The organism is Opitutia bacterium ISCC 52, assembly GCA_014529675.2.
Taxonomy (GTDB): Bacteria; Verrucomicrobiota; Verrucomicrobiia; order Opitutales; family UBA2995; genus UBA2995.
In genome coordinates this window covers 2,252,930-2,267,594 of sequence record CP076040.1, presented here as the reverse complement: position 1 = coordinate 2,267,594, position 14,665 = coordinate 2,252,930, and the positions used below count along the sequence as shown (strand labels likewise).

The window sequence follows — 14,665 nt, the reverse complement described above, 5'->3', positions numbered from 1 at the left end:
ATGCAAGCTTGTCGTTTCTTTGTGAAATGCACTTGCCGGATCACAACTAATAGAAACAGTCTGATTACCTGATATGGCAAGCGTATTGAAAAAAGCTTTAGGAGATTCTGGAATCGAGGCATCCGTCGTGGCGTTGGGCACATGGGCCATCGGCGGTGATGGTTGGGGAAAAGCCGACAACGCTCAGGCCATTGAAGCGATTCATGAGTCGATTGATTCAGGTATCAATTTTATAGATACGGCTCCCATATATGGCTTTGGGCATGCGGAAGAATTGGTTGGGGAAGTGCTCACAAGTCGGCGAGATGAAGTGGTTCTGAGTTCCAAATGCGGCCTCCGCTGGAATGTCGAAGTAGGGGAGTTCAACTTCGAAGATGGCGCCGGAAACAAAATTTACAAATGTCTCAGTCCGGAAAGCATTCGTTTCGAACTGGAAGAATCACTCCGTCGGCTGCGCACCGACTACATCGATCTTTATCATACTCATTGGCAGACCCAAACCGCCGCGATCGAAGACACTATGGCCGAGCTCCTTAAACAAAAGGAGGCGGGCAAGATTCGAGCCATCGGTGTGAGCAATGTTTCGCAGCAAGAACTCGATAACTACCAGGCCTCAGGTTCAATCAGTTGCGTCCAGGAAATGTTCAGTATGATCGATCGTCAGCATGAAACTGGACTGTTCCCCAAGGCACGGGAGACTAACGTGGCCGTGCTCGCATACTCACCCTTGGCTATGGGTTTACTCAGCGGAGCCCTCGGACCGGATCGCACGTTTGACGCCAATGACAATCGTTCCTGGAGTCCTCGCTTCACCGTAGAGAATCGTCGCAAGGTATCTTTCATGCTCGACGAACTGGGCCGCGTCGCGGCCAATCTCAATATGACTTTACCTCAGCTCGTCATCAGCTGGACCGTTGCCCAACCAACCATCACCCACGTTCTCTGCGGTGCCCGCACCGCCCAATACGCCAAAGAAAATGCCGTAGGCGGTTACGGCTGGGTGAACGACTCCACCCTCGAAATAGTCGACGCCATTCTCGACCGTCATAAGCTAAAGGTACCTCATCCCTTCCTTCCGGAAGAGTAGGAAACGGCGCGAGTGACGAAGAGCGCGGGACGAGTGACTTAAACGACGTGGTTTCTGGCAAAAAAGCTAGCAGCGGCGTGTTTTAAACCGCTTATCTACGCTTATTTAACGCTAATAAAAGAGAGTACTAATGATGAGTACGTCCTTAAAGTTTAGCGAACATTTAGCGTGATTGAGCGGTAAGAGAAAACTCTTTGTCCTTGTTATTCTTGCTACGCTACGTTGAGGTGTCCCTCCGGTTAGTGCCTCCGTACGAGACTTAGTACGCTGTTGCCAGCTCCCTGCGCCTCCACGCGAGAATAACTAGGACATCAATTAGGAATACGAGGAACCAGGGGCTAAAAATTAATTTCCTTTTCCCAGGGTTTCTTCGGTTGGAAGTCAGTCGGTGGCGGTCGTTTATGGTTGTTCGGGTAAATCAGCCTGGTCGATCCAACGCTCTGCCAGTGCTGAAAGTCCAAGTTTTTCAGCTTCTTTTTCTATCGATGCATTCCAATTGTAATGTTGAGTCGTATCGGAAGACCGCTGGGACAGTGCGTAGCCTGCCAATCGGGGCATGATCGAGGTGTCAGGGCGCACGTATTCCGCTATCGTCCACAATGCTTGTTCGCGATCAGCGTCAGACAGCAGCGGGGGTGTGGTTGCCACTGTAAACTCATAAAACTTATTTTGGCTCCATGATGCGGGCAGGTTTGCTCCTTCGGCGAGAAGCGGTTTAAATATTACAAATTGATACCGCTTGGCTGACTCGGCGGGGCCACCTGAGGTAAGAATTATTTCATCGGGTCTGAGATGCGGTGCGATACCGTTGTAGTAACGTGGTGATGATCTGAAATCCTTGTTGTAGGCACCCATGCGGAAGGGCCGAGTGTCGATCAGCATGATGACATCGCCGGCAATCGCATTCTGAGTCATGTAACGGCCCACTCCGGGCCAATCGGGAGTATTGTATTCGTTGAGTGACTTGAAGGTGGATTGGAGATTGGTAGAAGTCGCTGCAAGAAACATCAGCGCTGCCAGCCGCAACCCATCTGGTAGAACCCGTTTGACGAGTCAGCAGCGCCGATGAAATAGCTGCTCCAGCGGCGATTTCAAAGTAGATGGCGAGGGCCAAGGGAAGGAAAATCAAATAGCGGACCGTGAAGAACTGATCCGTGCGTGTCGTCAGGGAATGTGCGAGTGTAAACAAGGGTCCAGTCGCGAAGAGGGGCAGCCAAAAGTAGAGGGTCGAAATGAGCGCCCGTCGAGCGGATGGTATAAGCCAGACCAAAGGCAAAAGAAGCGCGGTGATCAAAAGAGGTATCGGATTCATCGCCTGATCCCCGTATTCAATCAGGTGCCCGATGGCGATTGCTACTCTCTCACCGAGGTCATAATCGCTACTCGCCAGGAAGCCTCTGCCAAATTTTCTCAGATAAAAGAAACTGGGTCCCCATACGAAAATTGCCACCAGAGGGAGCAGGACCTTGGTCAGAGGATCGTTTCGAACAGCCCGTTCGACTCTCCAGTTGTTTGCCTGTAGTGTTTGAATAGATCCAATAAGTCCGAGTGTGGCCATTGCCAACAGAGGCATCAAAGCCCGGGACAGGACCGCCATGGAAGCAAATGCGGCAAATGCGATGGCAGTTAAGATAGAACGATTTCCAAGACGCCAGTGCTGATAAATGCCCAAGGTCACAACTACTAGTCCAACGGGAAGGCCATAGGGACGCAGGTATTGAGAATATTGAACAAGAAGGGGATTTGTGGCTGCCAATAAACCGGCGATCAAGGCAGCCATCGGCATCCCGAAACGAATCAGCATGAGAACCAAAACTGCAATCGCGATGATACCCGATATTGCTGCCGGTAATCGTTGCCAGAAATCAGTTGCCGGGAAGAGCATCACTATACCCTTTCCTATGAGATAATCTAAAGGGGGTTGCTGGTGTTTGAATGACAGGGGTATGATTTCCGTAAGTGGTGACAGAATCTCCTGAGCCTGTTTGATTTCGTCTTCGTGCAGCGGCTCAAAATCTAGGTGATAAAGGCGCAATCCTGCAGCAAGTATCGTTACTCCCAATATCAGAAACAGCGACCGTCCCCAGGGAAACAGGAACATACGTTTGAGAAGGTTTGCCATTGGGTGTGGAGCGTTCGGTGATTCTAAAGATGTATGTGATCTGGAGTAAGCTTGGCTATAACAGAGCGGCTACAATCATTATTTAGTGAATACGGGAAGGACATGAGGCATTCAAGAGCGAGCTGAATTAAAAGAATATTTAACCACTTACTGGTCTCAAATGGGGCATTGGTAATGATTTTTATTTTAACGCTTGATCAGTCGGAAGAGTAGTTGGTTCTTTGCATAGTAGAGGGAACCGGCAAAGGTAACCACATCGAAGGAGTTAGAGTCGAAATCTTTGAGCTTTGCTTCGTTGCCATGGACATAGGTGATGGAAGGTTGCTCTTCTGCCTGCTCGATCATCGATTTGCTCGGATCCAGTCTCACGACTTGATTGCAATAGTCGCTCAAGGCGATGGATGAGTATCCAGTGCCACAGCCAATATCGAGTCCCGTCTCAAGTCGCTCACCATCTGTGAGGAGTTTTTCGAGAATCAGGCGATGGAGGGGTGGCCTGAAAGCTGCATAGTGCTCGGCTACCTTTACATTGTAATCTTCCTGCACGAATTACTTTTTCGGGATAAACCGAACCATCAAATTCTCCCTTGGAGCGGTAACGGATAAATACTGTTCCTTGCCGGAAGGTTCGGGTGTGAATTCAAGATCGTAGTGTTTGAGAATATTGGCGACCGCGAGGGGCGGGGCGACGCGGGCCAGATTGAGACCGACGCATTTGTGCTGCCCACCACCGTAGGTGCCGTGGATGTCGCGACCTGGAAGGTCGGGATTGTCGAGAAAACGTTGGGGGTTGAAGGTGAGTGGATCTTCGTAGTGCTCTTCGAGGAAATGGCAAAGTGTGTGAAGGTGAAGGACCGATTCACCGCGCTTTATTGGGTGGCCTTCCCATTCAAAATCTTTCTTGGCGAAACGAGGAAAAACCGGAACACCCGGGCGCAGGCGTTCAATCTCTAAGCAGGTGGCCTTGAGTTTCTGGAACGGCGCCATATTGATGAAGTTGCTACCGTCCCATTCTTTCAACTCTTCTTGTAGTGCTTCCATCCACTTGGGATGACGAAGCGGTTCGATGAGTCCCCAGCCGATGATCATGGATGAGGTCGTCGACCCGCCCATGAAGAGTTGTGATAAATCGTGGATCAACTCGTAGCGAGGAATCGGTGGCTCGTCTTTGGGGTGGGCGGCCAGAATAAGTGACAGGATATCGTCCTTTTCCACGCCACTCTTTTCACGTCGATCAATAACATCGCCCAGGTAATCGAAAATAACACGTCGTTTGTACCGCTTGGGTGGATACCAGTACCAAAGCCAGCGTTTCCACCCTATGCTGCTGGCCTTTAGCATTTCCTGATTACTCACCGCCATGATGCGGTCCATGCCATCGGGCAGGTCTTCCTGAAGTAGCACCTGGCTGACCATGGAGATGACCAGGGACATACAAAACAAGCGGAAGTCGGTGGGCTCGCCTTTGAGTTTATCAATCTCGCGAAACACCACCTCACTCATTCCTCCGACGTGGGTCATGAGCATGCTGGGTTTGAAACCCTGATTGATGCGTCGCCGCTTCATCAGGTAGGTCTCACCCTCAAGCTGATTCAGGTAGCGATCGCTGAACTGTTCGCGAAAGATGCGGTTGGACTTATAGTAATCCCAGAGCTCGGGGTCGCCCCAAGCAAATTTGTTCGCTTCCGGACCTCCGAGGGCAACCTGTTCGTTACCAAAGAAGTTACAGCGGAAGATGGAACCCAGTTTGCGATAAGGCTCGATGAAAGTACGCGTTGGATCCTTGAAATACAATGGGTCGACTTTGTTGCCCGGTGTGTCCGGGGAAAAACGTGGGATATCTGTTGTAGTGGAAGAAACCATACGAATTAGTCAATGGTGTGTTCACTCAGGACGGCATCGATATCCTGGCAGGCTGCGTTGATACTTTCCTCGTCCCAATCGGCAGTAGTAAAACTGTTCTTGGCGAATTGAGCAAGTTGCGCAGGAGTTGCTCCAAGCACATCGGCGACGATCTTGTAATCGTCGCGCAGGTCATTACCAAAGATCAAAGGATCGTCGGAATTAATGGTGCAGATGACACCGGCTGCTTCCAGTTGCATGATGGGATGCTCCTCCATTGAGGGTACGGCCTTGAGTTTTACATTGCTGACCGGGCATACATCGAAGCTGGCACCGGCCTCTGCAGCTAATTTAACCACAGCGGGATCGAGGGCAGCTTGAACGCCATGCTGAATCTTTGTGACACCCAGGTCTTCGATTGCTTCACGGACACCGGTTGGGCCGGTTAATTCACTTGCATGAGCTTTGATGAGTTTGCCGGCATTCTTGGCATCGGCCCAAAATTGTTTAATCCAGGGACGCAGGGGGAATTCTTCTGGTCCATGTAGGTCGATACCGTCGATTTCATCGCTATCGAGGATCTGACGCAGGTAGTCATTATGATCACTTTCAAATTCCTTGTGATGGAGGCCTATGTAGAGCCGGGTTTCCATGTCAGCTGGAAACGCATCCTGGATGGCCTTGGCCGTTTCTTGAATATCGATCCCGGATCGTTCCACCGCGAGGGCGGCAAAACTCACTTCGGCATAACGCACGTTTTCTTTGGCTCTGGTTTGCAGAACTTCATGAGCGGTGTGGGCAAAGCGCTCGGCACTGGTCAACCAGGGAACGGCGTAGGCGCGGATGTACCCTTCGAAGGCCTCAAAATTTACGAAGCGAAAATCGGCTTCCCAGGACGGAGGTGGCTTGGGAAAGCGGTCCGGATCTATCGCGTGCATGGTATGCCAATTGGGGCTACCATCCAGGTGCAGGTGATGCTCGGCTTTGGGCAGGGCATCGATGAAAGTGATGAGTTGTTCTTCTGTCATGCGTGATGAAATTTCGACGGTGTCACCACCGTCCCTACAAGTGGTCATAGAAGTATTGGTCAGTGAAAATCTACGATTTCTTTCTTATTGGTAAGCCAGGGTGTGGCATAGAGTATCGCTGCCACAATCAGGTAACTCCAGAACCAGTCGTTGAGTTCGAATCTTAGAACCGAAATGGTGTCGGCTGGTGTGAAGGTGTATTGATGCATGAGGCCAACCATGGAAAGAATCGCGGCTGCAAAAAACCAGGCGGCTGCGGCACGGAATTGTTGTTCGATGATACACACGGTCGATGCAGCCAAAATCATGGAGGTGTAAACATAACCTTGCTCCATAGCGAAGACACCTTGGGCAAAAAAGGTTCGTGCTTCGATCATGGTCTGAAGAATTGAGGGATCGAATAGGGTAGTGCCACTTTGGATACTACCGGCCGAAAGCGCATGTTTAATACACAGAGCAACATAGGCTCCAACGGGTGGCACGATTCCTAGAACGACCGCCGGGATATGTTTCTTTGGGCTGGCGCCAAATGACTGAGTCATCATGGACACACCGATCCAAATCAGGATCGCCATGCCGGCTTCAACCGGAATGTAGTAAAAGAAGACGGTGGCTAATCCGGTCAGGCAGATGATGGCCATAAAAATGGCATTGAGAACGGAGTAACCGGCGCGAGCTCCGAGTGCTTTCCATCCCGGATGACCAATATAAAGCGTGGTAGGGAACGGAGAACCGAGCATAGCGGCGACCAAGGTGCCGGCTCCGTTTACCGCTAATGCAGATTTGGGTTCGTATTTGTCGCCAGCCGCTTCGGCGGATTCAATAAGCTGTAATGAGAGGACCAAATGAATGATGCCGATGGGTGCCACAACAGGAAGCAGGAGTGGCAAATGTCCGAACGCTGCAAAGAGATCACCGATGACAGGAATGGGAATATTGAAGCCAATGACGTCAGCCTGAAGGACGCCTCCTGGAACGATGGCAACGCCTTGGAAATGGTAGAGGGCCCAGGCAATGCAGGTTCCTAAAACTAAAATGACCAGTCCTACCGGAACTCCGAATTTAAATTTCACACCACCGAAATACATCAGCATAGTGATGCCCAACGTTACAATTCCGACCAACGGATAGGCATAACTGCGGAAGACAAAGTCCAAAGCGATGAAGGTAAATCCGATACCGCCGAGTGTCGCAAGAAGTGCAGCTCGCGGCGTAAATTTGCGAATATGGTAAACAACAAAGGATCCGAAGAACTCGATCAGGCCCGAGGCAAAGCAGGCCAGTAGACCGGCGCGCCAGGCCATTAAGTCGGCTTCCTCTTTACTCAAACTGTTCGCCAACGAAAGTTGCTGGACGGGATACATGGCCAGGAAGACAAATACCACGACCGTCAGAATACTCGTGCCGTAAGGAAGAGCGCAGACGTCGGTGCGGTTTTCTCGTCGGGCCAGTTTTAAGGCTTCGCGTGCGTAATAGATGTTACCGATGATCAGACCGATTGCCGTAGCTGGCAGAATCTTCCCGTAGAAGAGCTCTCCTGAGAATCCCAAAAAGCCCTGGCAGAGTCCGCTCATCAAAATGAGCATCAGCATGTTGTCGAGTCCCAGGGCGAAGAAGCCGTCGATGTCGCCCTTAACAAATAGTTTCATGGTGGGCTATAAGCACAAAGCGTGCACAATGGAGAATGATGAGTGGAAGCATTGATTTGAAATTGGTGCAAACTCTGCTCACTGTCCAGCGTGCTTAAAATAACAAAAGGTGATTGGGACGGTTTTTTCGGACTAGCTCTGAACAATTTCGTCAATCTGTTACTCATTATTAGCCTCAGCCAATCAGTGCTGGGTTTTTCCGAGGAGATGATTGTTAAACGAGTTCTGCCGGGAATGGGTTTTGGTCTTCTTTTTGGAAACCTGTTTTACTCCTGGCAGGCGAAACGTAAATCGAGAGAGGAAGGGCGGATGTATACGGCCTTGCCCTATGGCATTAATATCATGCCGATCTTCTTTTATACCTTTTATGTGTTATTGCCGGCGCAGCAGATTGCCCTTTCTGCTGGAGCAAGCAAGGATGAGGCGGATACGATTGCCTGGATGGGCGGAGTGCTGGCTTGCCTGGGATCCGGATTGATTGAGCTGTTTGGCTCCTGGATTGCACCTACGATACGGAAGCTGACTCCTAGAGCAGCCCTGTTATCCGCGCTGGCAGCGGTCGGTTTGTTTTTTATCGCCGCTGACTATACTTTCCGAGCATACGCTTACCCGGCGATTGGTCTCCCGACTTTATTTCTCACCATGTATTTACTCTATGGGGCGGTCAGAGTGCGGTGGAATCTGTCCGGCGGACTCTTGGTTCTGATGGTAGGATCCGTCATCGCCTGGGTCACTTATGCGATTGGCATGCCAAGCCCGGTCGCTCATCTGGTTCCGTCCACCTTATCGCTGGGAGTATATGTACCTTTGCCATATGGACTGGAAGCTTTGTTGGAGCTCAAACAAATGCTCGCCTTCGCTGCTGTGATCTTGCCGATGGGGCTCATTAATTTGTTGGGATCTTTGCAGGCCTTGGAATCAGCGGCTGCGGCAGGCGACGATTACGATACCAAGTCTTCCTTGGCCATGAATGGGGCAGGTTCGATCTTGGCCGGTTTATTTGGCTCTCCTTATCCGACGACGATTTATATCGGTCATCCGGGTTGGAAAGAACTGGGTGCCGAATCATCCTATTCACTCATGAATGGTATTCTGATGGCACTGCTTTGCTTCACGGGGAGTTTAGGGTTTTTAGCTCAAGTGATTCCGATCGAAGCGGGTATGGCTATTCTGGTATGGATCGGATTTACGATTGGTTCCCAGGCATTTCAAGCGGTGCCGAGATCACATGCCCCTGCAGTTATCGCGGGTCTGGTTCCTGGAGTGGGGGCTTTTACGGCCTTAATCGTGAAGCGAGTGCTGGGTTCAGTGGGCTATGGTTCGGAAGCCCAGCCCTATACGGAAGAACTGCTTGAAACGTTGACTACTAAGGGAACCTTATTTGCCAAAGGCGTCTTTGCGCTGGAGCAGGGATGGCTGTATGCCTCGGTTATTCTCGCGGCGGCGATGGTCGCTATTATCGAACGCAAATTCTTTGTGTTCTTAGTCTGGCTCGGAGTCGGGGGATTGTTAGCCATGGTTGGAATCGTTCACCATTATGAGGTGCTTACCACAGATATTACTACTGGGGTTGGTGCTGCCTGGCCTTGGGTGCTAGGCTATGCCCTGACGATTGGCGTGATACTTCTGGTTCGATATACGCTTGTGACGGGGACAGTTGACGAAGAGTCAGCTAGTAATACTGAGGATGGATCAGTGAATTAGTTCATTAACAAAAGACAGGTAAGGTCGCCCATAAATTAGTGGGACTACGCTATTTTTGCCCGAAAATCATGCTGGAAATGGTTGGGATTACCTTCAACCATCTTAAATTGAACAGAAGGTAACAAAGGCTACGAAGAATTAAGTGTATTTGCTCTCAGCAGTTTTGGTTTCGTTATTTAATAAATGGACTGGAGAACAGGATTCTCTCCTGTGGATTAGATTTGAAAATTATTCATATGGTAAATTTGCCCATCCTTGAGCCACTTGTAATTTCTGGATTCGGCGGCAAGCCACTTCCTGCATCTTCGCCAAATCTCATTAATGGTAGAGCTGGATGCCGAGCCCGCCATTGTTAGTAGAGTTCTGGGTCGTTTAGACTTTGTGTGTGACCAGGTAGAGCAACTGCGTCCTCGCAGTGTCAGATTCATGAACGTTAGACTTGACTTTAACACATAGAGGAAACTCTTAATTTAAACTGCTTGTTTTTTGAAACAGAAGCTGTGTAAATAGGCCCAATTATCGAATTCTATAAATGCGGCGGCGGTGGTGTCGTTGATACCCCCATTTTAGAAGAGGTAATTGATCTCCTGAGACCTGGGAGAGCGAACCGCCAACTCTTTTAATTATGATAGACAATAAAAATAAGCCGGAAGGATTGTACCGGTCTGAGTTTGAACACGATAGCTGTGGAATCGGATTCGTGGCGAATTTGAAGGGCAAGAAATCGCACGAGATCGTGGAGAATGCCCTGAGTATGCTTTGCAACATGGAGCACCGTGGTGGCACAGGTTACGACGTAGCCAGTGGTGATGGAGCCGGAATCCTGATTCAGATTCCTCACGACTTTTTCGCAGAAGATTGCGCAATCCGAGGGTTCGAGCTGCCTGCTCCCGGTGACTACGGAGTAGGCATGGTATTTTTTCCGGCCGATAAAGATATACGTAAGAAGTGTCGTGAGATGCTTTCTGCTCACATCAACGACCTGGGGCTTTCTTTGGTAGGCTACCGGGTGGTGCCTAAGGACAATTCCATGATTGGGCAGGCAGCGCTGGATACCGAGCCGGAAATCGAGCAGGTATTTATTGGTAAGCCCGACTCTATGAGCAACGAGGTGTTCGAGCGGAAATTATACGTTCTGAGAAACTACACGATTCATACCGCTCACAAGAAGATCAAGAGCTCCAAAAAGGATTTCTACATCACTTCGATGTCTTCGAGCACCATTAGCTACAAGGGCCAGTTTACCACGGATCAGGTGCGTCAGTATTTCCTTGAGTTGCAAGATGAGAGAACCGTTTCGGCGCTTGCGATGTTCCACTCCCGGTTTTCTACCAATACCTTTCCTGCTTGGAAACTGGCTCAGCCTTTCCGCTACCTGTCTCACAACGGTGAAATTAACACCGTGATGGGTAATATCAATTGGATGCGGGCGCGTGAAGCGATGTTTGAATCCATCAACTTCACTCCAGAGGAGCTGAAGATGCTGCACCCGATCTGCGATCGGAAAATGTCTGACTCAGCAAATCTGGATATGGTGATTGAACTGTTGGTTCTCAGTGGTCGTCCGATTGCCCAGGTGATGATGATGGTCGTCCCCGAAGCGTGGCAGAGCCAGGTAGATATGGATCCTGTGAAGCGGGCATTTTACGAGTATTATTCTTGTATCATGGAGCCTTGGGATGGTCCCGCCTCTATTTCGTTTACCGACGGTAAAGTGATTGGAGCAACTTTGGACAGAAATGGCCTTCGTCCTTCTCGTTTCTTGGTCACCGATGACGATATGGTGATCATGGGATCCGAGACAGGTTCATTGACTGTCGATCCAGCCAAGGTTGTTCGGAAGGGTCGCTTGCGCCCAGGAAGGATCTTTATCGCTGACCTCGAACAAGGGCGGATTATTTCTGATGCTGAAGTGAAAGCCGATATCTGTTCTCGCCAGCCTTATGGCGAGTGGTTGGAAAAGCACAAAATCAAGCTGGGTGACCTGGCGGTTCCTGAACAGGCACGGCCGCTCTCGAAGGAACAATCCCTGAAGGTTCGCCAAAAGGCATTTGGTTATACGCAGGAAGATCTGACGATCATTTTGAAGCAAATGGTTGGCACCGGAAAAGAACCACTGGGTTCTATGGGTGCTGATAATCCATTGGCTATTTTGTCTGACCGGCCTCAGCAGCTGTCTAACTATTTCAAGCAACTCTTTGCCCAGGTTACTAATCCGCCGATCGATCCGATCCGTGAAGAAATGGTGATGTCTCTGCGCAGCTATATGGGAGGTTCACTAAATTTGTTGGATGAAACGCCACGGCATTGTCATAAGGTTGAGATAACCCAGCCGGTTCTCTCCAACGAAGAACTGCAAAAGATTCGTTACATCGATCACGACCACTTCCAGGCAAAGACCATTGATTGTGTATTCCGTGCCACCGGAGAACCGGGTGCGCTTAAGGATGCACTCGATAGAATTTGCCGATACGCCAAGGATGCGGTTAATGATGGATTTTCAATCATAATCCTGACCGACCGTGCGATGGATAGCGATCATGCGCCTATTCCATCTTTATTGTCCACGGGAGCCGTTCACCACTATTTGATTCGGAAGGGGCTGCGTGCCAAGGCGGATCTCATTGTGGAGGCAGGTGATATTCGTGAGACCCATCATTTTACAACCGTGCTTGGATACGGTGCGTCTGCGGTTAATCCTTACTTGGCGATCCGAACGCTTCATGATCTCAAGGAGCAGGGGATTATTGACCCACTGCAAAGCGATGAAGAGGTCTTTAAGAAATTCAAGAAGGCTGTGAACAGCGGTCTGCTGAAGATCTTTTCCAAGATGGGCATCTCAACGCTTCAATCCTATCAGGGAGCTCAGGTTTTTGAGGCCCTGGGTATTGGCAGTGAAGTGATCAACAAGTATTTCACTGGCACAGTGAGTCGAGTGGAAGGCCTGGGCTTGGACGAGATCGCTCAAGAAGCACTTATGAAGCACCGAGAAGGTTTCCCATTGGAAGACAATCTGGTGAAAGACAATGTGCTCGATTCAGGAGGCGACTATGCATGGCGTCTCGGTGGTGAGCGCCATCTTTTTAATCCGACAACCATTCGCCTTCTTCAGCACTCCTCTGCAGCTAACGATCGTAAAATGTTCGATCAATACGCTAAAACAGTGAATGACCAATCTCGGGATGCATACACGCTCCGTGGTTTGATGGAGTTTGCATCCGATCGGGAATCGATTCCGCTCGAAGAAGTCGAACCAGCTGAGAATATTTTCAAACGTTTTGCTACCGGTGCGATGTCCTTTGGGTCGATCTCCTGGGAAGCACACACGACCCTGGCGATCGCCATGAATCGTTTGGGTGGTAAGAGTAATAGTGGAGAAGGTGGAGAAGATCCCATCCGCTTCGAGCCTGATGAAAATGGTGACTTGAAGAAGTCGCGGATTAAGCAGGTGGCCTCTGGTCGTTTCGGAGTCACTTCTTACTATCTGGCTAACGCCGATGAGCTACAGATTAAAATGGCTCAAGGTGCAAAGCCGGGTGAAGGTGGGCAATTGCCTGGTCATAAGGTGGATGCCTGGATTGGCCGCGTAAGAGGTTCAACACCGGGTGTAGGACTTATTTCTCCGCCGCCTCACCATGATATTTACTCGATCGAAGATTTGGCTCAGCTCATTTATGATCTGAAAAATGCGAATTGGAAGGCACGCGTGAATGTGAAGCTCGTTTCTGAAGCGGGTGTTGGAACCATTGCTGCCGGAGTTTGTAAAGGCTACGCTGATGTTGTTCTTATCGCGGGTCACGATGGTGGCACCGGAGCTTCACCGTTGAGTTCTATCAAGCACGCAGGACTCCCTTGGGAGCTTGGGCTCGCTGAGACGCACCAGACTTTGGTTCGCAACCGCTTGAGAGATCGTATTGTCGTTCAGACAGACGGTCAGCTAAAGACGCCACGTGATTTGGCGATTGCCACTTTATTGGGTGCTGAAGAGTGGGGTGTTGCTACGGCTGCTCTGGTTGTTGAGGGATGTATCATGATGCGTAAGTGTCATTTGAATACCTGTCCCGTTGGTATTGCGACTCAGGATAAGAAGTTGCGCGACCGCTATAATGGTAAGGTCGAGAACGTCATTAATTTCTTCACCATGATGGTTGAAGGCTTGCGGGAAATTATGGCCGAACTCGGCTTCCGCACCATCAACGAAATGGTGGGGCAAACTCAGGTTCTGAAGTTCCGTGACGAACTGGATCATTGGAAATACAAGAACCTCGATCTGAATCCGATTCTTTATCGTGAGGATGCGCGCGAAGGAGATGGTCTGCATCAGGCCACTGATCAGGAGCACCTGATTAACGATATCGTGGATCGGAAGCTGATCAAAGACGCTGCGCCTTCGCTCGATAATCAAGAGCCGGTTAAGCTGGAATATGATATTGTTAATACCGATCGGACGGTCGGTGCGATGCTCTCGAATGAGATTTCCAAGAAATATAAAGGAGAAGGACTTCCTGAGGGAACCGTGGATGTGAAGTTCCGCGGTGCAGCTGGACAGAGTTTTGGTTGCTTCACCGCTAAGGGAGTTCGTTTCGAGCTCGAAGGTGATTCGAATGATTACTTTGGAAAAGGCCTCTCTGGCGGAACGCTTGTAGTCTATCCTGACCGCACGGCTCCATTCAAAGCACGGGACAATATTATCATTGGTAACGTAGCCTTCTTTGGGGGAACCGGAGGAGAAGCCTTTATTCGTGGTATCGCGGGTGAACGTTTCTGCGTAAGAAATTCTGGAGTCACCGCCGTTGTTGAAGGAGTAGGCGACCATGGTTGCGAATACATGACGGGAGGTAAGGCAGTAATCCTCGGCGAAACGGGTCGTAATTTTGCTGCAGGTATGTCCGGTGGAGTTGCTTACGTAATGGATCGTGATGGCGATTTTGCATCTCGTTGTAACATGGAAATGGTTAAGCTGGGTCCTGTCGAAAACGACGAAGATATCGCTGATTTGAAATCATTGATTGAGAAACATCAGGCTAACACGAAGTCGGATGTCGCTCAGGAGATACTTGATGATTGGGACACTATGCTTGGTAAGTTTGTCCGTGTCATGCCTGTCGATTATGAGCGCATGCTCAAATACATGGATGAGGCACGAGCTACCGGCAAATTTGAAAAGGATGAAGAAATTGCCGAAGAGGCATTCGACATGCATATGCGTCAGCTTGCTGCTGTTAAGTAATCA

At 49.9% G+C, this 14,665-nt stretch carries 9 protein-coding genes; 3 read left to right on the top strand and 6 right to left on the bottom strand.

All coding sequences use genetic code 11. The features are described from left to right. The first annotated feature begins 73 nt into the window (after window positions 1-73). Window positions 74-1,087, top strand: a complete 1,014-nt coding sequence (locus GA003_09590; protein ID QXD30179.1) for an aldo/keto reductase — start codon at window positions 74-76, stop codon at window positions 1,085-1,087. Window positions 1,088-1,486: 399 nt separating this feature from the next. Here the strand turns inward: GA003_09590 and GA003_09585 are convergent, their stop codons facing one another. The 6 genes from GA003_09585 to GA003_09560 all read right to left on the bottom strand — a co-directional run bounded on the left by GA003_09585 (window position 1,487) and on the right by GA003_09560 (window position 7,728). Then, window positions 1,487-1,735, bottom strand: a complete 249-nt coding sequence (locus GA003_09585) for a hypothetical protein (GenBank protein ID QXD30178.1) — start codon at window positions 1,733-1,735, stop codon at window positions 1,487-1,489. Between the two features lie 130 nt (window positions 1,736-1,865). Continuing rightward, the gene (locus tag GA003_09580; GenBank protein QXD30177.1) at window positions 1,866-3,209 is read right to left on the bottom strand and encodes a glycosyltransferase family 39 protein; all 1,344 of its coding nucleotides are present in this window, start codon (window positions 3,207-3,209) and stop codon (window positions 1,866-1,868) included. A 186-nt stretch (window positions 3,210-3,395) separates the two neighbouring features. Continuing rightward, the gene (locus tag GA003_09575; protein ID QXD30176.1) at window positions 3,396-3,755 is read right to left on the bottom strand and encodes a class I SAM-dependent methyltransferase; all 360 of its coding nucleotides are present in this window, start codon (window positions 3,753-3,755) and stop codon (window positions 3,396-3,398) included. 3 nt (window positions 3,756-3,758) lie between these two features. Beyond that, on the bottom strand, window positions 3,759-5,072 hold the full coding sequence (locus tag GA003_09570) for a cytochrome P450 (protein ID QXD30175.1): 1,314 nt from the start codon (window positions 5,070-5,072) through the stop codon (window positions 3,759-3,761). A 5-nt stretch (window positions 5,073-5,077) separates the two neighbouring features. After that, on the bottom strand, window positions 5,078-6,127 hold the full coding sequence (locus GA003_09565) for an adenosine deaminase (GenBank protein ID QXD30174.1): 1,050 nt from the start codon (window positions 6,125-6,127) through the stop codon (window positions 5,078-5,080). 11 nt (window positions 6,128-6,138) lie between these two features. Continuing rightward, entirely contained in the window at window positions 6,139-7,728 is a 1,590-nt protein-coding gene (locus GA003_09560) for an NCS2 family permease (GenBank protein QXD30173.1), read from the bottom strand. A 90-nt stretch (window positions 7,729-7,818) separates the two neighbouring features. Between GA003_09560 and GA003_09555 the strand changes: the two genes are divergently transcribed. Further along, a complete protein-coding gene (locus GA003_09555; GenBank protein ID QXD30172.1) occupies window positions 7,819-9,432 on the top strand; it encodes an NCS2 family permease in 1,614 nt (537 codons plus the stop codon). Window positions 9,433-10,057: 625 nt separating this feature from the next. Next, window positions 10,058-14,662 (top strand): glutamate synthase large subunit, encoded by a 4,605-nt coding sequence (gene gltB, locus GA003_09550; GenBank protein QXD30171.1) that lies wholly within the window; start codon window positions 10,058-10,060, stop codon window positions 14,660-14,662. Window positions 14,663-14,665: the final 3 nt, after the last annotated feature.